Annotated in this window: 21 protein-coding genes; 6 read left to right on the plus strand and 15 right to left on the minus strand. The window is 70.0% G+C overall.

Annotation, left to right across the window (positions count from 1 at the left end):
• Positions 1–138 precede the first annotated feature (138 nt).
• On the plus strand, positions 139–1,257 hold the full coding sequence (locus tag AB0F40_RS07510; RefSeq protein WP_357465500.1) for a septum formation family protein: 1,119 nt from the start codon (positions 139–141) through the stop codon (positions 1,255–1,257).
• Positions 1,258–1,264: 7 nt separating this feature from the next.
• Here the strand turns inward: AB0F40_RS07510 and AB0F40_RS07515 are convergent, their stop codons facing one another.
• Complete coding sequence (locus AB0F40_RS07515) at positions 1,265–1,711, minus strand: DUF3017 domain-containing protein (RefSeq protein ID WP_357465501.1); 447 nt, start codon at positions 1,709–1,711, stop codon at positions 1,265–1,267.
• A gap of 109 nt (positions 1,712–1,820) precedes the next feature.
• On the opposite strand from AB0F40_RS07515, the gene AB0F40_RS07520 reads away from it, so the two are divergent.
• Complete coding sequence (locus AB0F40_RS07520; RefSeq protein ID WP_357465502.1) at positions 1,821–3,215, plus strand: FAD-dependent oxidoreductase; 1,395 nt, start codon at positions 1,821–1,823, stop codon at positions 3,213–3,215.
• Positions 3,216–3,383: 168 nt separating this feature from the next.
• Complete coding sequence (locus AB0F40_RS07525; protein ID WP_357465503.1) at positions 3,384–4,412, plus strand: hypothetical protein; 1,029 nt, start codon at positions 3,384–3,386, stop codon at positions 4,410–4,412.
• Positions 4,413–4,499: 87 nt separating this feature from the next.
• On the opposite strand, the gene purH is transcribed toward AB0F40_RS07525, so the two are convergent.
• The 3 genes from purH to AB0F40_RS07540 all read right to left on the minus strand — a co-directional run bounded on the left by purH (position 4,500) and on the right by AB0F40_RS07540 (position 7,863).
• Positions 4,500–6,140, minus strand: a complete 1,641-nt coding sequence (purH, locus tag AB0F40_RS07530; protein ID WP_357465504.1) for a bifunctional phosphoribosylaminoimidazolecarboxamide formyltransferase/IMP cyclohydrolase — start codon at positions 6,138–6,140, stop codon at positions 4,500–4,502.
• Positions 6,141–6,300: 160 nt separating this feature from the next.
• Positions 6,301–6,726, minus strand: coding sequence for a pyridoxamine 5'-phosphate oxidase family protein (locus AB0F40_RS07535; protein ID WP_357465505.1), 426 nt, complete (start codon positions 6,724–6,726; stop codon positions 6,301–6,303).
• A 69-nt stretch (positions 6,727–6,795) separates the two neighbouring features.
• Positions 6,796–7,863, minus strand: a complete 1,068-nt coding sequence (locus tag AB0F40_RS07540; RefSeq protein WP_357465506.1) for an NAD(P)-dependent alcohol dehydrogenase — start codon at positions 7,861–7,863, stop codon at positions 6,796–6,798.
• Between the two features lie 95 nt (positions 7,864–7,958).
• On the opposite strand from AB0F40_RS07540, the gene AB0F40_RS07545 reads away from it, so the two are divergent.
• A complete protein-coding gene (locus AB0F40_RS07545; protein ID WP_357465507.1) occupies positions 7,959–8,546 on the plus strand; it encodes a TetR family transcriptional regulator in 588 nt (195 codons plus the stop codon).
• 20 nt (positions 8,547–8,566) lie between these two features.
• Here AB0F40_RS07545 and AB0F40_RS07550 read toward each other — a convergent pair whose 3' ends face one another.
• The 7 genes from AB0F40_RS07550 to sucC all read right to left on the minus strand — a co-directional run bounded on the left by AB0F40_RS07550 (position 8,567) and on the right by sucC (position 17,689).
• Positions 8,567–10,225 carry a BCCT family transporter gene (locus AB0F40_RS07550; protein ID WP_357465508.1) on the minus strand — a complete coding sequence of 553 codons (1,659 nt, stop codon included), beginning with the start codon at positions 10,223–10,225 and terminating at the stop codon, positions 8,567–8,569.
• 132 nt (positions 10,226–10,357) lie between these two features.
• Positions 10,358–11,623 carry an MFS transporter gene (locus AB0F40_RS07555; RefSeq protein WP_357465509.1) on the minus strand — a complete coding sequence of 422 codons (1,266 nt, stop codon included), beginning with the start codon at positions 11,621–11,623 and terminating at the stop codon, positions 10,358–10,360.
• A gap of 96 nt (positions 11,624–11,719) precedes the next feature.
• On the minus strand, positions 11,720–12,364 hold the full coding sequence (purN, locus tag AB0F40_RS07560) for a phosphoribosylglycinamide formyltransferase (protein WP_357465510.1): 645 nt from the start codon (positions 12,362–12,364) through the stop codon (positions 11,720–11,722).
• Between the two features lie 78 nt (positions 12,365–12,442).
• Positions 12,443–13,630 carry a hypothetical protein gene (locus tag AB0F40_RS07565; RefSeq protein ID WP_357465511.1) on the minus strand — a complete coding sequence of 396 codons (1,188 nt, stop codon included), beginning with the start codon at positions 13,628–13,630 and terminating at the stop codon, positions 12,443–12,445.
• Positions 13,631–13,691: 61 nt separating this feature from the next.
• Complete coding sequence (locus AB0F40_RS07570; RefSeq protein ID WP_357465512.1) at positions 13,692–15,383, minus strand: DUF6350 family protein; 1,692 nt, start codon at positions 15,381–15,383, stop codon at positions 13,692–13,694.
• A gap of 204 nt (positions 15,384–15,587) precedes the next feature.
• Positions 15,588–16,484, minus strand: coding sequence for a succinate--CoA ligase subunit alpha (sucD, locus tag AB0F40_RS07575; protein ID WP_357465513.1), 897 nt, complete (start codon positions 16,482–16,484; stop codon positions 15,588–15,590).
• 38 nt (positions 16,485–16,522) lie between these two features.
• Positions 16,523–17,689, minus strand: a complete 1,167-nt coding sequence (sucC, locus tag AB0F40_RS07580) for an ADP-forming succinate--CoA ligase subunit beta (protein WP_357465514.1) — start codon at positions 17,687–17,689, stop codon at positions 16,523–16,525.
• Between the two features lie 293 nt (positions 17,690–17,982).
• Between sucC and AB0F40_RS07585 the strand changes: the two genes are divergently transcribed.
• Positions 17,983–18,192 (plus strand): helix-turn-helix domain-containing protein, encoded by a 210-nt coding sequence (locus AB0F40_RS07585; protein WP_253868885.1) that lies wholly within the window; start codon positions 17,983–17,985, stop codon positions 18,190–18,192.
• Positions 18,192–18,734: a Clp protease N-terminal domain-containing protein gene (locus AB0F40_RS07590; protein WP_357465515.1), complete on the plus strand. Its 543-nt coding sequence runs from the start codon at positions 18,192–18,194 to the stop codon at positions 18,732–18,734. The genes AB0F40_RS07585 and AB0F40_RS07590 overlap by 1 nt, the downstream gene beginning before the upstream one ends.
• 33 nt (positions 18,735–18,767) lie before the next feature.
• Here the strand turns inward: AB0F40_RS07590 and AB0F40_RS07595 are convergent, their stop codons facing one another.
• From AB0F40_RS07595 to AB0F40_RS07610, 4 genes are all read right to left on the minus strand, one after another.
• Complete coding sequence (locus AB0F40_RS07595; RefSeq protein WP_357465516.1) at positions 18,768–19,658, minus strand: hypothetical protein; 891 nt, start codon at positions 19,656–19,658, stop codon at positions 18,768–18,770.
• Positions 19,652–20,281, minus strand: a complete 630-nt coding sequence (locus AB0F40_RS07600; protein WP_357465517.1) for a hypothetical protein — start codon at positions 20,279–20,281, stop codon at positions 19,652–19,654. Before AB0F40_RS07600 ends, AB0F40_RS07595 begins: the two co-directional genes overlap by 7 nt.
• 89 nt (positions 20,282–20,370) lie before the next feature.
• Positions 20,371–20,796: a hypothetical protein gene (locus AB0F40_RS07605; protein WP_357465518.1), complete on the minus strand. Its 426-nt coding sequence runs from the start codon at positions 20,794–20,796 to the stop codon at positions 20,371–20,373.
• A 154-nt stretch (positions 20,797–20,950) separates the two neighbouring features.
• A complete protein-coding gene (locus tag AB0F40_RS07610) occupies positions 20,951–22,855 on the minus strand; it encodes an alpha/beta hydrolase (protein ID WP_357465519.1) in 1,905 nt (634 codons plus the stop codon).
• Positions 22,856–23,001: the final 146 nt, after the last annotated feature.

A 23,001-nucleotide genomic window follows, 5' to 3' on the forward strand; every position in this document is an offset into this window, starting at 1 on the left:
GCCTCCAGACTGCCGCACCTTCCGTACGGGAGGTGCGGCCCCGACGTCGTGCGGGCGCTGTGTCCTGGTTGCGTAGACCGTGCGCCGATCGTCCGCCGTTTACCGGTGTGCCACCCCACGGCGATACGATCCCGCATCATGGCCGACACGAAGCAGACGCTCGGGGAAGAACCGGAACCCGTTGCGACCACAGCGGAGCCGGCCACCGAATCAGCACCCGAGAAGACCGCCCCGGAGGCCGACGAGGCCACCCCCGAGGAGCCGGACGGCGAGCCGGAGGCCGCCGACGACGACAGCGAGCGCGAGCCGGCCGACGCAGACGACGCCGAGCCCGAGCCGGACGACGCCGACGACGCGCCCGCCGGCCCCTTCCCGACCCGGGTGGGCTGGGTGGTCGCCGCGTTCCTGTTCTTCTGGCCGCTCGCCATCCCCGCACTCGTGCTGTCGATGCGCACCGCAGAGGCCAACGGCACAGGGAACACGCGCCGCGCGAAGAAGTCCTCGGTGCGCGCCCTCGACTTCGCCCTCGGCGCCGTCGTCCTCGGCGCGGTCGGCATCGTCGGGCTGGCGGTCGGCATCGCGGCCGCACCCACGTACGCGTCATCGCTCCCCGTCGGGTTCGTCTCGACGGTCAAGTCCTTCGTTCCGCCGGCCCTGGCGGGCCCGCTCGGCATCACGCAGCCCGGCGACGGCGCCGAGCTCGCCGCACCGACGTCGTCCCCCACCCCGAGCGACGACCCGTACGCGACGGCCGACCCGTACGCCCCGGAACCGGATGCGGAGGCTGACGGCGCGATCGCGGTGCCGACGCCCGAGCTCGGGGACCTCACGGAGCCGTCCGACGAGCCGACCTCGCCGTCGGACTCGACGGCCACGGCCGGGGCGGAGATCCCCGACCTGGAGGTGGGCGACTGCTTCGACACGGCCGCGACGTCGGGCGAGAGCACGCTGTACCGGATCCCGGTGGTGCCGTGCACCACGGCGCACGGCGGTGAGATCTACGCGGAGACAACGGCGCCCGACAGCCTCGCGAAGAACGGCGAGACGCCCACCCAGCAGGAGCTGTGGGACACGGCCGACGCGTACTGCTACCCGCAGTTCACGAAGTTCGTCGGCATGCGATGGGCCAGGTCGGAGCTGCAGTACTGGCCGATCGCGCCGTCGGAGGAGAGCTGGGCCGAGGGCGACCGGCGCGTCCTGTGCGTCATCGAGTCGGAGGAGCCCGTGACGGGCTCCCTCGAGGGCGCGGAGCGCTGACCGGACGTCAGATGCTGGGCGTCACCACGGCGAGCACGCCGATCACTACCGCCGTGGCGCCGTACAGCACGATGTCCACCGTCCGCGTCCGGATGACGAGACCCACCGGGCTGTCGAGCACCGCGCGGAAGATCGCGCAGACCACCAGGACCACACCGATCCCGATCGCACCCGCCCGCGCGCCGGCGGTCATGCCGAGCACGACCGAGACGACGACGCCGACGAGGACGAGCCAGATGGCGAGGTTGCTGCGCTGCAGCTCCGGCATCATGTCGGGGCCCTCGCCGCTCGATGGCTCACTGCGGTCGAGCTCCTGGCTGGTCGTCGTGGGGGCCGCGGTCAGACGGGCCTCTCTGGTGCGTTCGAGCGTAGCTGTTCCGGCCGAGCCCGGCTCGAGGAGCGTCGTGGCGCCACCCGGTGCGCCGGGGGCAGTCCGCGTCTCACTGAGATCCACGGGACGAGGGTACAGCCGAAACGTCGCGATCCTGGAGGGCCGTGACCTGCTTGCAACCTGAATACCAGCGCGTTCCCAGGTTGGCGGCCTGCGAGCTACCGTGAGGACCATGCCCACGCCTTCAGCACAGGTCCTCAGCAGCGTCGTCGTCGTGGGTGCTGGGCTCGCGGGAGCACAAACCGCCGCGGCGTTGCGCAAGCACGGTTTCGAGGGCAGTGTGACGGTGCTCGGGGCGGAAGGTCTGCCACCCTACGACCGTCCGCCGCTGTCCAAGGAGCTCCTCAAGCGCACCGAGCCGGTCTGGCTGTCCGACGACCTCGGCGTCGACCTGCCCGCGCTCGTCGACGACCTGCGGCTCGCCGATCCGGCGGTCCGGCTCGAGGTGGACCGGGAGGGCGTGGTGGTGCGGACGGCGTCGGGCGACGACGTCGCGGCCGACGCCGTGGTGCTCGCCTCCGGCAGCGAACCCGTGCGGCCTGCCGGCTGGGAGCCCGCCGTCACCCTGCACACCGCCGCGGACGCTGAGCGGCTGCGCGCGGCCCTCGTGCCTGGCATGCGGCTCGTCGTGGTGGGCGCCGGCTGGATCGGCGCGGAGGTCGCGGGGGTCGCCGCGGGCGCCGGCGCACGCGTGACGGTCGTGGAAGCTGGTCCGGTCCCGCTGGAACGGCAGCTCGGCCGCAGGGTGGGCAGCCTGCTCGCCCCCTGGTACGACGCCGCCGGGGTCACCCTGGTCACGGACGTCGCCGTCGACCAGGTGCTGCCCGGTTCGCACGAGGGCTCGCCGGACGGCGCGCGCGTGACGCTGGCCGACGGCAGGGTGCTGGAGGCGGACCTCGTGCTGGCCGCCGTGGGTGCGCGGCCGGCGTCGGGCTGGCTCACCGGGTCGCTGCCGCGCGAGGCGAACGGCGGGCTGCGGGTCAACCGCGCGGGGCGGTTCATGGGCGTGCGCTCCCCCACCGACCCGGCCGGCAGGCTGCACCTCGACGCTCTCCGGCGCGTCTGGGTGGTGGGCGACCTCGCGACGCGCGAGCACCCGGTGTTCGGGGCGGTTCCCGGCGGTCACTGGTCGGCGGCGCTGCACGACCCCGACGTCACCGTGCGGGCGCTGCTCGGCCTCGACGAGCGCGCGGCGGAACCCGAGCACGTGCGGGCGCGGCTCGGGCTCGCACCCGTCCCTGCGCACGCGCCGTACGTCTTCTCCCAGCAGCTGGGGCACGACCTGGCGCTGTTCGGCGTACCGTCGCCGTTCGACGAGGTGGTGCTGCGGGGCGACCCGGCGGCGTCGGGCGGCTGGGCGGCGCTCTACCTGGAGAACGCACTGGACCGGCACCCGCGCCGTACCCCGGACGGACACCGGGTGGTGACCATCCGGGCGGCGCTCCTCGTCGACTCCCCGCGCGAGGTGGGGCAGGTGCGCAAACTGATGAACCGCGGCGTCCCGCTGGAGGTCGACCTGGACCGCGCGCTGGACCCGACGATCAAGCTCCGGGACGCGGTGCTCTGACCCCCTCCCCGGGGGCCTCCGGCCTTCTCAACGAGGCCTAGGTTTCTTCGCTTTGAGGCCCCTCAAAGCGAAGTAACTTAGGCCTCGTTGAAGGCCCCGCAGCCGCGTTATCCACAGGACCATGTGATTTCATCGGTTTTGGTGTCGCTTGGATGCTGACATTGCTTCATGCGACCGCTGAAACCACTGCCTCCCCAGCTCGCCATCGTCACGTCCCGGCAAGAGGGCCTGGTGTCGTCCGTACAGCTCGACGAGATGGGGGTCGACGCCGCCTGGCGGCACCGCCTCGTCCGCCAGTGCCGTCTGATCCGGGTCACCCACGGTGTGTACGACATCGATCCCGTCCCTCCGGAGCAGCGGTCACGGGCCGACCTCCTGGACCATCTGCGCCGTCGACCGGCGTGGGTCGGCCTGCTCGCGGGCGGCCCTGGTTCGACGGCGGTCGGCCTGTGCGCCCTCGCGCTGTACAGGGTCAAGGGTCTGCCGCGCACCATCCGGCCCGAGGTGGTTGCGCCCGGCGGCAGATGGCGGCCGGCCCGGGACGGCATAGTGTTCCGGAAGCTCGGCGGCATGGTGACCGGTCGGTTCAGTGGCGACTTCCGGATTGCGAGCATCACCGATGCCCTCGCTCTCGGCGTCGCGCAGATGGGCCGGGACGACGCCGTCGCCGTGATGGACGATCTGCTCCACACACGGACCGCCACGGTCGACGACCTCGCCCGTGCGCATGACCTGGCACGTGGGCACCGGGGTGTCGACACGACGCATCCCTGGTGGCGGATGGCGACCGGCCGAGCGGAGTCGCCGCTCGAGTCCGCCGCACGAATGGCGTGCCTCGATGCCGGGATCCCGCCGGACGCCCTGCAGCTGGTCGTCCTGGATCCGGCGGGCAAGCACCTCGGCCGGATCGACCTCGCGTGGCGGCTGCCGGACGGCACGTGGCTGCTCGTCGAGATCGACGGCGCCGACGTGCACAGCACCCCCGAGGCCGTGTTCCGGGACAGGAGCCGCCAGAACGACCTGATGTCGGCGGGTGGGGCCCGCATGCTCCGGTTCACTGCCAGGGACATCCGCAGCCGGATGGTCGCGACAGTGTCCCCGATCCTGCAGGAGGCCGGCTGGAAACCCGGACTCTACGACGACCACGGTCAGCCCGTGACGCTCGGTGCCCGCCTCCTCAACCTCAACGAGGCCTAAGTTTCTTCGCTTTGAGCGGCCTCAAAGCGAAGAAACTTAGGCCTCGTTGGGGAGTGGGCCGAGCGACCAGGATGCGAGCACCTCCGGTCAGTGGGCGAAGTGGCGGGTGCCCGTCAGGTACATCGTGACCCCGGCCGTCTCGGCAGCCTTGGCGACCTCCTCGTCGCGGATCGAGCCCCCAGGCTGCACGACGGCGGTGACCCCGGCGTCGAGCAGCACCTGCAGGCCGTCCGCGAACGGGAAGAACGCGTCCGACGCCGCGACGGCGCCCCGGGCGCGCTCGGCGCCGTCGGCCAGGGTGTTGGCGCGCTCGACCGACAGGCGGCACGAGTCCACGCGGTTCACCTGGCCCATGCCGATACCGACGGCGGCGCCGTCCCTGGCCAGCAGGATCGCGTTCGACTTCGCGGCCCGCACGGCCTTCCACGCGAACTCGAGGTCCGCGAGCACCTCGGGCGACGCCGCCTCGCCGGTCGCGAGGGTCCAGCTCTCCGGGGCGTCGCCGTCGGCCTGGAACCGGTCGGTGGCCTGCATGAGCAGCCCGCCCGAGATGGGCCGGGTCTCGACGACGGCGGACGGCGCCGACGGCACGACCAGCAGCCGGATGTTCTTCTTGGCCCGCAGGATCTCCAGCGCCTCGGGCTCGAACCCGGTGGCCACGACGACCTCGGTGAACACGGGAGCGATCTGCTGCGCCGCGGCAATCGTGATGACGCCGTTGGCCGCGATCACGCCGCCGTAGGCGCTGACCGGGTCGGTCGCGTGGGCCTTCGCGTGCGCCGCGGCGATGTCGCTGCCCACGGCGATCCCGCACGGGTTGGCGTGCTTGATGATCGCCACCGCGGGACCCTCGTGGTCCCAGGCGGCCCGCCACGCGGCGTCGGCGTCGACGTAGTTGTTGTAGCTCATGGCCTTGCCGTGCAGCTGCTCGGCCTGGGCCAGACCCGTGACCCCGTCGCCGCGCGTGTACAGGGCGGCCCGCTGGTGCGGGTTCTCGCCGTAGCGGAGCACGTCCGCGCGCTCCCAGGTGCCGCCGGCCCACGCAGGGAAGCCGGTCGAGGCGGGGCCGTCGGCGCCGTCCACCACGTCGGTCGGCGCGAGCACCGAACCCATCCAGGACGCCACGGCGACGTCGTACGTCGCGGTGTGCACGAACGCCGCGGCGGCGAGCGCCTTCCGCTCGGCATAGGTGAAGCCACCTGCCTGGACGGCCGTCGCGACGTCGTCGTACCGCGCGGGGTCCACGACCACCGCGACCGAGGGGTGGTTCTTCGCAGCGGCACGCACCATGGACGGCCCGCCGATGTCGATCTGCTCGACGACGGCGTCCGGCTCGGCACCTGACGCGACGGTGGCGGCGAACGGGTAGAGGTTGACGATGACGAGCTCGAACGGCGCGATCTCCAGGTCCGCGAGCTGGTCGACGTGGTCCTGCTTGCGGGTGTCGGCCAGGATGCCGGCGTGCACGCGGGGGTGCAGCGTCTTGACCCGGCCCTCGAGGCACTCGGGGAACCCGGTAAGTGCCTCCACCGGCGTCACCGGGATGCCGGCGTCGGCGATCCTCGATGCGGTGGAGCCGGTCGAGACGAGCTCGACGCCCGCGCCGTGCAGTGCAGTGGCGAGCTCGATCAGGCCGGTCTTGTCGTAGACGCTCAGCAGGGCGCGCCGTACGGGGCGCTGCGAGTCGTCGGTGAGCTGGACATCAGGTGTGGACGGGGCGCCGGACATGGCGGTTCTCCTCGGAGGTGGCTTCGCGGAAAACCCTGGCACCCAGGCGGGCGGCGCGCATCACGGGTCGCTCGGCCGCTCCCCGGTGGTGACCCACCCTCGCCAGTCACGGCCGCGGCCAGTGTAGCCACGCAGTGTCGGACGGCGCACCGCACGCCGGTCAGTACGTGTAGCGGTGCACCGTCTCCGGGTGGATGACGACGCGGACCTGTTCGCCGGCCAGGATCGCGGCGAGGTCTCCCGCCCGCACGGGGTCGGCGAGGTCCCAGTACCGCGCGGCGAGGCGGGCGGCCAGCTCGTGCGCCCCGTCGGCCTCCACCGTGGCGTGGCCTGCGACCGCCACCCAGCGCTCGCGCTCACCCACCGCCGCTGCCACCACCAGCGAGGCGCGAGGGTCGCGGCTCAGGCGCCGGATCTTCAGCGAGTCGCGCTCGGTGAAGATCTGGACGGCACCGTCCGCCGTGGCCTCGAACCACACGGGCCGAGGCTGCGGCGGCTGCGCCCCGGAGGCGACGGAGAGGAACCCGTGCAACGGGCGGCCGAGGAACTCGAGGTCCTCGGCGGTCAGGCTGGTGCTGCTGCTCATGACATCGAGTCAACCCCACTTCACCGGACGGATCCATGGGTGAGAAGCCCGGCCACCTTCGTGATCGTCCTACGCCCCGTTCGCCGGGAGGTCCGAGAGGTCCGAGAGGTCCAGGACGAACCGGTAGCGCACGTCGTTCGCGGCGAGCCGGCGCAGCGCCGTGGCGACCTGCGCGGAGGGCAGCACCTCGACGTCGGCGGTGATGCCGTGCTCGCCGCAGAAGTCGAGGAGCTCCTGCGTGCTCGGGCGGCCGCCGCTGCCTGCCGACGCCAGGCTCTTGCGGCCGACGAGCAGGTCCATCGTCTCGAGCGAGATCGGCCCAAGGTAGCCGAGGGAGCAGAGGGTGCCGTCGAGCGCGACGAGGCGGAGCAGCTGCCCGAGGTCGTGCGGCGCGGAGATCGTGTCGATCAGCAGGTCGATGCTGCTCGCCGCGCGCGCCAGGTCCTGCTCGTCGGTGGTGACGACGACGTCGTCGGCCCCGAGGTTCCGGGCGTCGGCCGACTTCCCGGGCGTCCGGGTCAGCACCACCACCCGTGCGCCCAGCGCCTTGGCGAGGCGTACCGCGAGGTGCCCGAGGCCACCGAGCCCCGCCACCCCGACTGTCATGCCCGGCCCTGCACCCCAGCGGCGCAGCGGCTCCCAGACCGTCACGCCCGCGCACAGCAGGGGCGCGACGGCGGCCGGGTCGAGGTTGTCCGGACGGTGGTAGGCGAAGTCCTCGCGGACCACGTACTCGCCGGAGAAGCCGCCGAGCGTCGGCGTGCCGTCGTGCCGGTCGCGACCGCCGTAGGTCAGCGTCGGGAACTGGACGCAGAAGTTCTCCTGGCCCGCCCGGCACATGGCGCAGGTCCCGCAGGAGTCGACGATGTTGCCGACGGCGACCTGGTCACCGACCCGGAACCGCGTGACCTCGGCCCCTGCGGCGACCACCTCGCCCACGAACTCGTGGCCAGGAACCAGCAGGTCGTCCCCGCCGTCGTGCGAGTGCGCCCGCAGCGCCGACAGATCGGTGTAGCAGACCCCGCAATAGGTGACGCGCACGGCGATGTCGTCCGGGCGGAGCTCCCTTCGCTCGATGGTGCGGAGCGTGAGCTCCTCCTCGGGGCGCAGTGCCCCATACCCGGTGGTGCTACGCATGTGCGCTCCTCAAGTTCCAACAGACTGGTCGGTCTATTTTGAGAGTACGGCACTCGTGGGGAGGCAGGCAAGCGAGTGGACGGTATTGTCGCCACGTGGCAGACAGGAAGCCCCCCACCGCGCGCGGTGCGGCGACATGGGACCGGATCCTGGCGGCCGCGACGGCCGAGTTCGCCGAGCACGGTTTCTCGGGAGCCCGGATCGAGCGCATCACGAGCACCGCCCGGACGAACAAGGCGCAGCTCTACGGCTACTTCGGCACCAAGGACGAGCTCTTCGACGCCGTCCTGGCCGCGTCGTTCCGCCAGATCACCGACCTGGCCACCATCGACGCGAACGATTTGCCCGACTGGGCCGTGCGGCTCTACGACGAGTACCTGGCGCGCCCCGACATCATCCGGCTGGCCACGTGGTCGCGGCTGGAACGGAGCCCCAGGGGGCACCTCTCGGCCGAGGCCGAGCGCCAGGACCAGGAGAAGCTGGCCGCGATCGCTGCCGCCCAGGAGGCCGGCGCCGTCGTGCCAGGCGAACCGTTCGACGTGATGGCCATGGTGATCGGCATGTCCATGGCCTGGTCACCGGTCAGCAACGTGTACGCGGCGCACTCCGGCGAAGACCCTGCGGAGCACCGCCGACGACGAGAGTTCCTGCGCGAGGCGGTCCGCCGCGCGGTCACGCCGTAGGCGGTTCGCGCCGAGCCCGGCTAGGAGCGGCTCTCGATATGTTCGGCGACCCGCTCCGCGAACCATTCGCGCTGTTTCCTCTGCCGCACCTTCTGCTCCCGCAGGAGCGCCTTGGCCGTGGAGACGGCGAGCAGCACCAGCACGACGCTGAACGGGAGCGCCAACAGGATCGCCATGGTCTGCAACGCACTCAGTGGATCGATCCCGGCATCCGGATTCGCCGCCGCGGCCTGGGCACCCACGACGAGCAGCACGGCTGCGACCGCGCCCTCGACGCAGCCCCAGAACGCACGGCTCCACTTGGGCGGGTTCGGGTCACCGCCCGAGGCGAGCATGTCCACCACGAACGATGCCGAGTCGGAGCTCGTGACGAAGAAGATCACGATCAGGGTGATCCCCAGCACGCTCAGGATCGTGGAGCCGGGAAGGGTGTCGAAGAGCTGGAACAGTGCGGTGTCGGTGCTGACGGTGCCGTCCTCCGCGATCATCCCCCCGCCGCCGAAGATCTCCTGGTAAAGGGCCGAACCGCCGAGCACCGAGAACCAGAGGAACGTCACCAGGGTGGGCACGAGGAGCACGCCCATCACGAACTCGCGGATCGTGCGGCCCTTGGAGATACGGGCGATGAAGACGCCGACGAACGGCGCCCAGCTCATCCACCAGCCCCAGTAGAACGTGGTCCAGCTGCCGAGCCACGCCGCGCCGTCCTCCTGGAACGGGCGGGCGTTGAACGTGAGGAGGAAGAAGTTCTGGAGGTATGAGCCGATCTGGGTCATGAAGTCGCTCAGGATGAACACCGTTGGGCCCGCGATGAGCACGAACGCGAGGATCGCCGTGGCGAGGCCCATGTTGATGTTCGACAGCCACTTGATGCCCTTGTCCACGCCCGTGACCACTGAGGTCACCGCGAGCGCCGTGATGACGATGATGAGCACGACCAGCAGCCAGGTGCTGGGTTCGTCGATGACCTCGAGATAGGCCAGGCCTGCGCCGATCTGCGTGACCCCGAGACCGAGCGAGGTCGCGACACCGAACAGCGTGCCCAGCACGGCGATCACGTCGATGACGTCGCCCCAGAAGCCCTTGATGCGGTCGCCGAGCAGCGGCTTGAGCGCCCAGCGGATCGAGACAGGGTTGCCGAGGCGGTGCACGGAGTAGGCGATGGCGAGGCCGACGACCACGTAGACGGCCCAGGCGTGCAGGCCCCAGTGCAGGAACGTGACGTCCATGGCCACGCGGGCGGCGGCGGCCGGCGTGTCGGCGACGGCCCCCGGCGGCGTCACGCTGAAGTGGTTGAGGGGTTCTGCCACTCCCCAGAAGACGAGGCCGATCCCCATTCCGGCCGCGAACAGCATGGCAAACCAGGAGCCGAGCTTGAACTCCGGCTCGTCGTTGGGGTCCTTGCCGAGCACGATGCTGCCCATCGGCGAGACCGCGAGCCAGATGGAGAAGAAGACGCAGGCCGCGACCAGGCCGATGTAGTACCACCCCAGGTCCTGCACGACCGTCTGGTTCGCCGTGGCGATCAGGTTCCCCATCTGCTCCGGAATGATCGCGGTGATCACCACGAAGGCGAGCAGCAGCCCGGCCGCCGGGTAGAAGACTCGCGGCCCGCGGATCAGCCTGCGCCTCCTCGTACCGGGAGGCGCGGCTGTCGTTCCTGTGTTCTGGTCAGACATGTGCGGCCTTTCGCTGTGGACTTCCTGCGGCAATCGGAGTCATTTCCGACTTGCCGCAGTCCAGAGAGATGAGCCCTTCCACCGTATCGAGCCTCCCGGTTGCTTGCTCCTTGAGAGTCCCGGTGCTGTCTGCTACTCCAGCGCGTCGGCCGCCCAGGTGTCCGGCTTGCCGATCCGCACGAGCGGCCGCGTGCAGCAGAGCGCCAGGAGAACGCACGCCATGGCCCCCACCATCACCCACAGGCTGATGCCGATGCCGAAGCCCTCCAGCAGCGCACTACCCAGGACGGGCGCGGCCGGCGCGGCGATCAGCCCGGTCAGCCCGAGCAGGGACGTGGCGCGGCCCATCATCCGGTCCGGGACGATCACCGTGAGGTACCCCGTGAAGCCCGCGTTGAGCGCCGGGTAGAGGAACACCCCGACGGCCAGCATCGAGACGAAGACCCAGTACGTCGGCACGAGCGCCATGACGACCAGCGCGGCGACGAGCAGGCCGATGGTCAGGAGCCCGAACCGGCCCACCCTGGTGCGCTGCACGATCGGTCCGGCGACGACGGCTCCCACCAGCATGCTGATACCGGCACACGCGTCCACCAGCCCGATGAGCCGAGGATCGGTGCCGGTCCGGACGAGCTCCAGGTTGATGACCACGATCAGCGCGATCGCCGTCAGGTTCAGCAGGGTGATCAGCACCAGCACCGCACGGAAGAGCGGCACTGCGCCCACAAACCGCAGCCCTTCGCGCAGGTCGGTGAGCGGACGGCTCAGCCTGGTCCGCTCGCGGTTGAGCGGCTCGCGCACGAACGAGACCGCTACCGCCTCGATCGCGTGCCCGACCACGGAGGCCCCGAACGGCAGCACGTGGGCCATGCCGTAGAGCAGCCCACCGATCGGCCCCGCGAACAGCCCGACGGCCGCCATCCGCCCCTGGTTCACGGCCATGGCGTTCGCCATCTGGGCGGGCGGCACGACAGCGCGCAACGCGCCCACTGACGCCGGGTTCACGAACGCGCTCACCATCGAGGAGCCGAACAGCACCGCCGCCAGGTGCCAGGCGCTCAGGGCTCCGGCGAGGCCCGCGACCAGGATCGTCGCCCAGAGCGCCGTTCCCGTGGTGGCCGCGAGCACCAGGAGCCGACGGCGGTCCACCCGGTCCGCGACGACGCCTGCCGGCAGGGTCGCCACCAGGGCGCCGACCTGGCCGATGCCGCTGATCAGGCCGGCCTGCGCCACCGAACCGGTCAGCTCGAACGCCAGCAGCGGCACCGCGAACGTACCGACGCCTGCCCCGATCGCCTGTGCGAACCGCCCGGTGGTCAGGAGCAGGTAGGCGCGGTTACGCCGGAGCGGAAGCTCCGGCGCGGGTTCGGTCTCGGCCGTCGGAGTCTCTGCGATCACGCCGCACAACGTAGTGGTCAGTCGGGTCGAACGGGTGAAATGTCCACCGCGGGTCGAGGCCCTGCCAACCTCCGGTCGAGCTCGTCGAGACCCCGCTCAGCGGCCGATCGACGCCTTGCGGCCCGTGACGTAGAGACCCTCGCGAGCGATGCGGCCGACGGTCTCGACCAGCAGCGCACGCTCGGCGACCTTGATCCGCTCGGTCAGGGCGGGCTCGTCGTCGTTGTCGAGGACCGGCACCGCCGTCTGGGCGATGATCGGACCGGTGTCTACGCCGTCGTCGACCAGGTGCACCGTGCAGCCGGTGACCTTGACCCCGTGGGCGATCGTGTCACGCACCGGGTGCGCACCGGGGAAGCTCGGCAGGAGAGCCGGGTGGGTGTTCATCATCCGGCCCTCGAACTTCCGCACGACGCTCGGGGCGAGGATGCGCATGAACCCCGCCAGCACGAGGTAGTCCGGCTGGAACACCGACACCGCTTCGAGAACACCGTCGTTCCAGCCGGCACGGTCGTCGAAGTCCTTCATGGCGACTACGGCGGAGGCCACCCCGGCGTCGCGCGCCAGGTCGAGTGCGCCCGCGTCGGGACGGTCCGTCACGACACCGACCACGCGCGCGCCGTAGGCCGCGTCGTCGTGCGCTGCGAGGAGTGCGGCGAGGTTGGATCCGCCGCCCGAGGCGAGCACCACCAGGCGCTTGGCGGAACGGGACTCGACGGGGTGACCGGAGGGCGTCTGCACGGGTCCCAGCCTACGTGGACACCGGCCCGCCCCCGGCACTCCGGTGCGGCGCGGGAGTGCGGGCCGGTGGCCGAGCCGTCAGTCGGCGCGCCACACGCTCAAGGTCGCACGGTCGCCACGGATGCCGTCCACGCCGATTCCGACCTTGTCGTTGAGCACCAGCTCGTTTCCCTGGTCGCCGCCCCAGGTCGCGTATCCGTCGCCCGACATGATGCTTCCGCCGTTGGTGGAGAACGACCGGATGTACCCGCCGAGCTGAGCCGCGACGGACTTGTCGTGGACCCAGACCAGGAGCTCGTACGGCCCGCCGGGCCCCCCGATCGGGACCAGGGTCCCCGACTTCACGCGCACCTGGCATCGCGCGTCCCGGCACGCGTCGAGGTTCGATCCGTCCGCCGGTTTATTCGCGTTCGCGACGGCGCGGTCCCGCATCTGCTCGTGCCGGATCCTCTCCACCAGCTCGTCGCGCACCGTCCGCACCGACTTCGCGCCGGGTGCGTCGGGGTAGGTCTTGAGGTACTCGGCGTACAGAGAGCGGGCGTCGTCGAGCTTCCCCGCAGCCTGCCGCACCTGCGCGCAGCCCGCGAGCAGGTCGTCACCCCGGTCGTCCGTCGACGCGATCGGTTCGGCGAGCTCCGGCTCCGTCCATCCGCCGTCGTGCAGCCACAGGTACTCGTCCCTTGCCGAACAGGCATCCGAGGCCAGTGACTCCTCGTCGATCGGCTCGACGTACCCGGCCGGTCCCGGATCCACCGTCGGCTCGGTGTACCACTCCTTCTCGAACCGCCCGACATACGTCGACATCGCGTCGCGCACCGATGCCGACTCCTCGGGGTGCGCCGCGAGGGTCACGGCCAGCTGCTCGACGGCGCCCTCCGGGTCGCGGCCCGGAGCGTCCCAGCTGCCGTTCCCGCCACCGTTCGACGCGAACAGCAGCTCCGCCCGGACGACGCCCGCGTGCGCCCACCGCGCGCCACGGTGCGCGAGGTAGTCGTCGAGACCGGCCGGCTCGAAGTCCCCGTCGGCGTCGACCGCGTCGAGGAGCAGCTCGCACGCGCGACGGCCCTGCACCGACGAGTCGACGACGTCGCCCGCCACGAAACGGTGCAGCGGTCCCAGCCCGTCGAGCACCTCCGTGGCGTCCTGGCAGTTCCCGCCGACGTGCCGGTCGTCGGCCAGATTCACCAGGCGGGACGTCTCAGCCCGCACGGCGAGGACAACAGCACCGGCGGCGACCAGCACGACCGTGGCGGCCACCGCGACCACGGGCTTCCACCGCCGGGCCAGAAAACGCTTCGTGCCGCGCCCCCAGCTGCGGATCGCCGGCTCACGCGGGCGCGGCGTCGCCCGTCCCGGCGGCGGGTCGGCCAGGCTGTCCGGGTCCGCCGGGTCCGCCGGGTCCGCCGGGTCCGTCTGGTCCGCCGGGTCCGTCTGGTCCGCCGGGTCCGCCGGGTCGGTCGGGTCCGTCTGGTCGGTCGGGTCCGTCTGGTCGGTCGGGTCCGTCTGGTCGGTCGGGTCCGCCTGGGTCTCCGACGCCGTCGAACCCTCCGAGTCCGTCGCGCTCCCCGAGGCCGTCGGACTCCCCTCGTCCAACGGACCGTTCGGAGGCGTCGTCCCCTGATCCTTCGTCATGCAGCAACTCGACCACGGAAGTGTCGGGACCCCTCCCGGCGTCGCCGCCCAGATCGCGCACGCGGCCCAGCAGTCCGACGGCGTCGAGCTTGGCGCCTAGCAGTACGGCGGCCGCTCCCCCGCCGATCTCCGCCGCGACCAGGCCGGCGGTCGCCAGCGGGTTCGCACCGACGTCGGACAGCCGGCCCGGGCCGCCCGCTCCCGCGGCGGCCCACTGGCCGAGCAGCATGACGACGCCCGACGTGACGACGATCCCGGCGAACACCCAGCCGACGTCGGACCACCGGACCAGCGTCGGCTCCAGCCGGCGCCACGCGAACACACCCGCCGCGACGCCGCACGCCACCACGAGTACGGGTGTCCATGCGCTGACCGGGTTGGCCCAGTCGTCTCCCGGCAACGCGGCGAGGAGCGGGATCGCGGGCAGCGGCCCGGAGATCGTGCCGAACGGTGTGAAGCTGGTCCCCACGCCGACCGCGAAGCCGGGACCCGCGAGCCAGGCAGCCGCCCACAGCACGAGGTTGGGCAGCAGCGCGAGCTGGGCCACGGCGAACACGATGCCGCCGGTCCAGCCCGGTTCGAGCGCCGTGATGATGTCCGACGAGGTGGCGCGTCCCGCCAGCGCCCACCCCGCCACCAGGAGCGCCGCCCCACCCATCAGCAGCGCGACCGCCACTGCCCCGCCCCGCAGCCCGAGCCGCAGCGTCGCGGGGACGAGGTCGATGCCGGTGAGCCTGCGGGCCAGCGCCTCCGCCCGTTCACCGATCTCGGCGGCGGTGGGGGCGTCCGGGCGCGCCAGGATGCCGAGCAGCATGCCGAACCCGCCCATCACCAGGCCGGCGACAGCCGCCATCGGGAGCGCCCAGCCGGGGGCGCTGCCCGCGATGGCCGCCACCGCCGTCGTGCACAGGGCGTACGTGACCGCTCCTGCCACCCAGGCGCGCACCGTCGTCGTGGCGAAGCGCTTGGCGCAGACGTAGGTGGAGAACAGTGCGAGGGTCGCGACGCCGAGCGGCGCGAGAGAGACGGTCACGGCGTCGGCCGTGAGGGGGACGCCGTGACCCAGCAGCCAGATGCCCATCGCGACGTCGATCGCCGAGCCGACCTGGGCGGCGTCGTCAGGGGCGCCCGTCGGTGTGGCCAGCGTGGCCGTGCCGACGAGGTAGGCGACCACCGCGGGGAGCACCACGACGGCGAGCGACAGGACCAGGGCCTGACCTGCCGAGACGATGCCCGCGACGATGTGCGACAGCCGCGCCGGCCTCGGCTCCGCCTGGGCCGGCTCCTCGACCAGCCGGCTGCGGCGGGCGGCCGGCCGGCTGGCCGGGCGGCTCGTCCGGGCGCCGGGGGTGCGGGATGCCGCGCTCGGGCGGGGTGGTGCGCTCACGAGCCAATCTTCACCCGCGCGTGCCTGCCGTCCTGGGGACCTGCCTCGGCGTGGCCCAGGTGAACTTCAGGAAAAATCACGGGGAGACATGGATTTGCGCCCCGGTCTTGGTGTAAATGGCCCAATTCGTTGAGTGCGGGGTATTTGTTGGCCCAGCGACGTAGAACCAACAAATACCCCGCACTCAACGACGGAGGCGGACCGTCAGAGAGACCGCAGGATCTCGCGCATGAGGTCAGCGGTCTCGGTCGGCGTCTTGCCGACCTTGACGCCGACGGCCTCGAGGGCCTCCTTCTTCGCCGCGGCGGTGCCGGACGAGCCGGACACGATCGCGCCGGCGTGACCCATCGTCTTGCCCTCGGGGGCGGTGAAGCCCGCGACGTAGCCGACGACCGGCTTGGTGACGTGGTCCTTGATGTAGGCCGCCGCACGCTCCTCGGCGTCGCCGCCGATCTCGCCGATCATGACGATCGCCTTGGTCTCCGGGTCGTTCTCGAAGGCCTCGAGCGCGTCGATGTGCGTGGTGCCGACGATCGGGTCGCCGCCGATGCCGATGGCTGTCGAGAAGCCGAGGTCCTTCAGCTCGTACATCATCTGGTAGGTCAGCGTGCCCGACTTCGACACGAGACCGATCGGGCCCTTGCCCGTGATGGTGTGCGGGGTGATGCCGGCCAGCGACTCGCCCGGGGTGATGATGCCGGGGCAGTTCGGCCCGATCATCCGGGTCTCCTTGCCCTGGAGATAGGCCCACACCTCGGCGGTGTCCTGCACCGGCACGCCCTCGGTGATGACCACGAGCAGGCCGATGCCCGCGTCGATGGCCTCGATGGCCGCGTCCTTGGTGAACGCCGGCGGCACGAAGACGACGGAGACGTCCGCGCCGGTCTCGGCCATGGCCTCCTTGACGGTGCCGAAGACGGGCAGCGTGACGTCGTTGCCCTCGTGGTCCTTGTGCTCCACCGTGGTGCCGGCCTTGCGGGCGTTCACGCCGCCGACGATCGTCGCACCGGAGTCGAGCATGAGGGCGGTGTGCTTGGCACCCATGCCGCCCGTGATGCCCTGGACGATGATCTTCGAGTCCTGGTTCAGGTAGATCGACATTGTCTTCTAATCTCTGCTTTCGAAGTCTTCGCGGGCGATCAGGCGTTGGCCAGCTGGGCAGCCTTGTCGGCGCCGCCGTCCATGGTGTCGGCAAGGGTGACGAGCGGGTGGTTGCGCTCGGCCAGGATCTGGCGACCCAGCTCGACGTTGTTGCCGTCGAGGCGGACGACCAGCGGCTTGGTGGCGTGGTCGCCCAGCAGGTCGAGCGCGCCCACGATGCCGTTGGCCACCTCGTCGCAGGCGGTGATGCCGCCGAAGACGTTCACGAACACTGCCTTGACCTGCTCGTCCCCGAGGATGACGTCGAGCCCGTTCGCCATGACCTTGGCGTTGGCGCCGCCGCCGATGTCGAGGAAGTTGGCCGGCTTGACGCCGCCGTGCTTCTCGCCGGCGTACGCGACGACGTCGAGCGTGGACATGACCAGACCCGCGCCGTTGCCGATGATGCCGACCTCGCCGTCGAGCTTGACGTAGTTGAGGTCGTTCTCCTTGGCCTTGGCCTCGAGCGGGTCGGTGGCGGCCGAGTCCTCGAGCTCCGCGTGGTCCGCGTGGCGGAAGCCGGCGTTCTCGTCGAGCGTCACCTTGCCGTCCAGGGCGACGATCTCGCCGTCCTCGGTCTTGACCAGCGGGTTCACCTCGACCAGCGTGGCGTCCTCGGCCTTGAACACGGTCCACAGACCGCGGATGACCTCGGCCACCTTGCCCTTGATGTCGTCGGCGAAGCCGGCGGCGTCCACGATCTCCGCGGCCTTGGCCTCGTCGATGCCGACAGCCGGGTCCACGGCGATGCGGGCCAGCGCCTCGGGGCGCTCGACGGCGAGCTGCTCGATCTCCACGCCGCCCTCGACGGAGCACATCGCGAGGTAGTTGCGGTTCGACCGGTCCAGGAGCACGGAGAAGTAGAACTCCTCGGCGATCTTGGCACCCTGCGCCACCATCACGCGGTGCACGGTGTGGCCCTTGATGTCCATGCCGAGGATCTCGCCGGCCTTCTCAGCGGTCTCTTCGGGCGAGTGGGCCAGCTTGACGCCGCCCGCCTTGCCACGACCACCGGTCTTGACCTGGGCCTTCACGACGACAGTTCCGCCGCCCAGCTTCTCGGCGCCTTCGCGAGCCTCTTCGGGGGTCGTCGCGACAACCCCACCCAGCACGGGCACGCCGTGCTTCTCGAAGATGTCGCGCGCCTGGTATTCGAACAGGTCCACCCTGCTGCGTCCTTCCATCGGGATGCGGCCCTCGGACGTCGTAGGCGCCCGGAGCCCGGCTGAAGCGATGTCTCGACGTCAAGACATCCCGGTACAGGGTAGCCCTGGATCGCCCGTGGGTCCGAACGAACAGGCGACATTCTGCGGTTCGACGCCGGACGGCGTGCGGCCTGTGTCGCATGTCTCGGCGACGACGTGTCGGACGCACACCTCAGCGGCGCGACCTGTGCGCCGGACAGGTGAGTGTGTCAACGTGGGTTGACAGAATCGCTGATGTCAACCATGGTTGACACATGAGCCAGCAAGCACTCGTCGCATCCGCCGCCGGGGACGACCCCGCCGACGGGCTGCGCGCCGTCCGGGCCCTGCGCGAGCTGGCCGACCGTCTCGAGGCGCTCCAGGTGGAACGCGCGCGGCGGCTCGGCTGGTCGTGGCAGGAGATCGCCGCCGCACTCGGCGTCTCCCGGCAGGCGGTCCACAAGAAGCACAACAGGAGGATCTGATGTTCGAGAGGTTCACGAAGGACGCCCGCTCCGCCGTCGTCGACGCCCAGCAGGTCGCCCGTGCCGCGCACAGCGACCAGATCGACAGCCGCCACCTGCTCGTCGCGCTCGCCGAGAGCGAGGGCCCCGCCCGCTCCGCGCTGGCCGACGGCGGCCTCGACGTGACCGAACTCATCGAGCGCGCTCGGGCGAGCGTCGAGGCGGGTGACGCGCTCGACCCCGGCGCGCTGGCCGCCGTCGGTATCGACCTCGACGAGGTCACCCGCCGCACCGAGGCCACGTTCGGCGAGGGCGCGCTCACCCGCGCCGGCCGCATCCTGCGCGGGCGCCGCAAGCACCTCCCGTTCACCGCGGACGCGAAGAAGTCCCTGGAGCTCGCGCTCCGCGAGGCGATCCGCCTGGGCTCCAAGGAGATCCACGGCGGGCACATGCTGCTGGGCCTCACGCGCGCCGCGTCCCCGGCCCGGACCGTCCTGGCGGACGCCGGAGCGGACCTCGACCGCGTCCGGCGCCACGCGGAGGGTGCGAGCGAGGCGGCGTAGCCGGATTCGCCTGACCGACGACGACAGCGATGCCTACTGGGTGATCACCTGGGCCTCACCCATGACGATGTCGGTGGAGTCCTCAAGGGTGAACTCGATGGTTCCGACATCGCCGATGCCCCGCCACTGCAAGGTCCAGTACGAGATGGCCGTGACGTTGTACTCGCCCTGCCGCGTGTAGCGGTGCCCGCAGTCAGGGGAATCTGCGATGTCGTACTTGTCTTCGTACGGGGTGCCGGAGCCGACACAGGTCACCGTGGTCCCGTCGCCCATGTTCCACATGATCTTGTCGACTCTGGCTGTCGCCGTCACCGAGAAGTTTCCGGCCGTCGCTGTCTCCGTGATCGGACCCATGGTGTGCTCGCCAGGATTCTCGACCCACATCCACTGGGGCATCCCGACGATCCCGATGCTGCCGGGCTTGTCCTCTGGCACGATTCCGATGTCGATCGCGCGGAGGTCCATCTGGGCTCGGGCCTGCTCGGCAAGCTCCGCGGGGTCCGGGGGCTCCGGGGCTTCGGGGGCTTCGGCCGCCCAGAACTGGGTATCAATCGTGGGACCGAATCGCTGGTTCGCGCCGCAAAGGGCGGTGTGGATCGCACCGTCGTCATGTCCGTCCCAGATGGGCCTGTCCTTCGGCGGCTGCGGGTCTGCCAGACCGACGTAAAGGCAGTTCTGACCATCGATGGTCATACGAGGGTCGCTTCCTCCACCACTTCCGTCACCAACATCGCCACCTGAATGGCCGCCATCGGTGCCCTCACCCGCATCGGCTCCCCCGCTGCCGGGGTTGTCGGCCCATACATCACAAGTAGACCCGTCGGCGCTGTACTTCTCGCACTCCGGTTCGGCAGCAACTGCGGGTCGCGCGAACAGCACCAGGGGAACGGCGAGAACCAGCACAGCCATGGTGCGTCTCAGCATGACTTGAGCTCCAGACCCTCGGTGAAGTCGACCAGCCATGGCCCCTCTGGGTACTCGTAGTTGGCCACCCCTACCCGAAGCGCCACACGATCGGGGTGATCCGCAGGAAAGATCGAGTCCCCGTCCTCATCAACCATGTCGAGTTCGGTGATGTCGTAGCAGACGGTGAAGATGACGTTCGGAATTTCTGGCGGGGACAACTTCGGCTTGTTCGTCAGGCTGACTTTCGGGTCCTTGATCGCCTCAAGCTTGAGCCCACCCACCTGGTGCACCCCATGAGAGACGTTGCCGTTGTAACCGTTACGCAAATCGGTCAGTGCCGTCGTGATAGCGACCTTGTCGTAGTCCTCGATATTGAAGCTCTCCGGCGCCTGCAGGGACACCTCCTTGACCCGGAGGTACTCACGAACTGCCGCCTCAGCCCCGGTGATCGCTTCTTCCTCCGGCGACGGCGCGGTTGCCGACGATGATGCGGACGGCGATGCCGTCTTCGAAGTCGTCTCCGACGCAGCGGGCTCCCCGGACGACTCCGCGCCGGCCGAGCACGCTGTCAGACCGATTCCGAGCGCAACGGCGGCGCCCATGCTCAGCGCGCGGGTGGCGAAACGAGGAGTGCGAGACATCAGAGGTTCTCCTTGGATTTCCTAGCTGGTCAAGACGCGGCTCTGTAAAGCCGAGGCGTCAGATATGGCCAAATGAGATACAGCGCAGGCTACGAACGGTTAGTCGACGGGCTGACGACTGAGACTGAGAGATTCTGTGGAGCGGGTGGCGGCTTTTTCCAGAAGGAGATCTGCACAGTCCAGCCGTCACCCAGTTCGTCTGACCGGTGAAAGCCAAGCTGCGCTCGGTCGTCCCCTTCGGAGTGCTCGCCAGCAGTCCATCCTTCTTCTTCGAGTACCTCGACCATGCGCCCGGCGGCTTGTTCTGGAGTCAGTTCTGCGTCGGCTGCAAGCTCGATGGCTATGTCCCAGTTCCAGTAGCGCCAACCATCGGGATCCTCGTCGTTGACTTCTGCGTCCTCCCACTCCAACAGTGATCGCTCCATATCTTCCTGGTAGCGGTCGACCCCGTCGATCGTCGCAGTCAATGACTGCCCGATCTCTTCAGAACGCTCTTGAAGTTCTGCAACTGTCACGTCGCTCCTTGAGGTACATGCCGTGGTCAGGGCCATGGTCAGCGCGATCAGGCCCGCGAGGACGAGGCGTGATCGCCGCCTGCTCGCGCGTGTCCTGTCCACATCCAAGGTTCCTGTGGGCGATGGCATCGGCCGACTCCGTTTCCCTGTGTGATCACTCGACATCGAAGTACCTCGGCTCATAGCCCTCGACATCGATACCGTCGATGTTGTACAGCGTCCCGCCCGCAACGTAGACCTCGTCCTGCGCGTACGCCTCGACTCGGGTGCCGGTGATGACGCCGACGATGTTGTTGAACGCGGTCGAACCCTTGGTATAGACGCTGGAGTGACTCTCAAAGACACCGGTCGACTCGATGTCGCCCTGGCTCCTATTCGCGGCGTTGAGGTACCCGGTCTCCAGGCGTGTCACGTCAGGATCGTGCAATGCCGAGGCGCCGTGTCCGAGCTCGCCCGCGTCTGCACCCTGGATCAGGCCGACGACACTGTCACGTCGGGCCATCTGTGTGTAGTGCGGCACGTCCTTGGTGTAGGGGAAGTCCTGCACCGAGGTGTTGTCGTTACCCAGCCCCGCGCCGGCGACATACATGACCCGGTCCACCCTCAGGCCCTCGCTCTCGGCGATACCGAGCACGGCACCCCCGTAGGAGTGCGCCTCTGCCGTGAGCGTCGAGTCCGGGTGCACATCGATCGCGTGCATAAAGTCACGCAGCTTAGGTCCCAGGTCACGCGAGTAGCTCGCACTGGCCGCCTCCGGGATGTTCTGTGGGAACTCGCCACCCGCCCAAGCGAATACCGCCGTCGAACCCGCGCCGACTGTGTTATGGGCTTCGTCGTACAGGTTGTAGGCGTCGGTATCGGTTTCGTTGAAGTCGTCCATGCGGGTCGTGGTGCCAGGGACATGGACCGCAACGTTATCCACCCAGTCCGGTACATCGCCGGCCCGGTCATACGGACCGCGATAGGTCGCGATGCTCAATCGGGTCGGATCGAATGCCACTAGCTCAACTGTGTCGCGATAGGTCCTTCGACCGTTCTTGTCGTACTCGTACTGCCCCCCGCCCTCCGGCAGACTTCTGTAATGCTCATAGGAGTCGATCGCCGCTTGCAGCCGGTCGAGCTCCTTCGCCAGTCCCAGGTCCGGTATGTAGCCCCCACCTAAAGCACTGAACCGGCTCGCCATGGCAGCCATCCGCAGCTCCTTCTCGATCCGTGCCTTCTCTGCCTCCAGCCGGTCGATCTCGGTCGCGAGGTTGATCCGGTTGGCATCAGCACGGAACTTGACCGGGACCCCGTTCAGATTCCCGACCACCATCGGCATGGCGGCTACCAACGCTGTTCGCTGCTGCGGAGTCAGGGTGCCCCACCACTCCCGCACCTCCGACGCCGACCCGTCCAGGATCGTCTTCGTCGGCGCGAAGTCCGCCACGCGCGGCGAGTCCACCGGAGACCACGCACCGGTCGAGGAGAACAGACCCGTGCGCCCCGTCAGGGCCGGGACCGGACTTTTCGTGACCGGCACGGTCTGCTCGTCCAGCGCCTTGATCCGGTCCGCGCACCGTTGCTCGGCCTCAAGGATCACTGCGAACACCTGCTGCGCCCGGACGATCAGGTCCTGGTTCTGGTCGACCGTGTCCAGCTCCTGCAGCAGCATGGTGGTCACCCCGCCCGGGTTCGCAGCCCGCACTCGTGCCCGGAACGCGCCCGCTTCCGCCTCAAGGCTCGCCAGCCGCGGCTGAACCGCACCGACCTCGTCGACGTAGTCCTCCAGGTACCGGGCCGCGTCCAAGAATTTCTCCTGCTCACGCAACGCCGCACCGAGCGCAGGGTCCATCGCGCGATACAGGTCACCGGCCTCAGGAGCCTGGTAGGACTCGGGCAAGCGCGACCAGGCCGAGTGGATGTCCTGAGCGTTATCGGCGACCTGCTGTCCCGTGGTCCGGAAGACCCCGGCCCGCTGCTGCGCCCACTCCATTCCCAGGGCGCCGGACGCCTTCGGGAACAGTGCCGGATCGATCAACCCGCCCGCGTCGGTCACCCGCACGACATCCACCGCCACCCGACACCCCCGTGCTCACACCCATCGCTGCCGCTGGAGCCTACCGACCCGCGACACGGCATGTATACGAATACCCTGGCAGGGCAGTAGCGCACCGAGCGTGGACTTTCGCCCAGATGGTCCGTAATGCACCGCTACGATCGTGC

The sequence above is a fragment of the Promicromonospora sp. NPDC023987 genome (assembly GCF_040639055.1).
Taxonomy (GTDB): Bacteria; Actinomycetota; Actinomycetes; order Actinomycetales; family Cellulomonadaceae; genus Promicromonospora.

Excerpts from the sequence above, each read along its gene's own strand:
- AB0F40_RS07510 (WP_357465500.1), top strand. The coding sequence starts at position 139 with ATGGCCGACACGAAGCAGACGCTCGGGGAAGAACCGGAACCCGTTGCG.
- AB0F40_RS07520 (WP_357465502.1), top strand. The coding sequence starts at position 1,821 with ATGCCCACGCCTTCAGCACAGGTCCTCAGCAGCGTCGTCGTCGTGGGT.
- AB0F40_RS07525 (WP_357465503.1), top strand. The coding sequence starts at position 3,384 with ATGCGACCGCTGAAACCACTGCCTCCCCAGCTCGCCATCGTCACGTCC.
- purH (WP_357465504.1), bottom strand. The coding sequence starts at position 6,140 with ATGTCCGGCGCCCCGTCCACACCTGATGTCCAGCTCACCGACGACTCG.
- AB0F40_RS07535 (WP_357465505.1), bottom strand. The coding sequence starts at position 6,726 with ATGAGCAGCAGCACCAGCCTGACCGCCGAGGACCTCGAGTTCCTCGGC.
- AB0F40_RS07540 (WP_357465506.1), bottom strand. The coding sequence starts at position 7,863 with ATGCGTAGCACCACCGGGTATGGGGCACTGCGCCCCGAGGAGGAGCTC.
- AB0F40_RS07550 (WP_357465508.1), bottom strand. The coding sequence starts at position 10,225 with ATGTCTGACCAGAACACAGGAACGACAGCCGCGCCTCCCGGTACGAGG.
- sucD (WP_357465513.1), bottom strand. The coding sequence starts at position 16,484 with ATGTCGATCTACCTGAACCAGGACTCGAAGATCATCGTCCAGGGCATC.
- AB0F40_RS07585 (WP_253868885.1), top strand. The coding sequence starts at position 17,983 with ATGAGCCAGCAAGCACTCGTCGCATCCGCCGCCGGGGACGACCCCGCC.
- AB0F40_RS07590 (WP_357465515.1), top strand. The coding sequence starts at position 18,192 with ATGTTCGAGAGGTTCACGAAGGACGCCCGCTCCGCCGTCGTCGACGCC.
- AB0F40_RS07595 (WP_357465516.1), bottom strand. The coding sequence starts at position 19,658 with ATGCTGAGACGCACCATGGCTGTGCTGGTTCTCGCCGTTCCCCTGGTG.
- AB0F40_RS07600 (WP_357465517.1), bottom strand. The coding sequence starts at position 20,281 with ATGTCTCGCACTCCTCGTTTCGCCACCCGCGCGCTGAGCATGGGCGCC.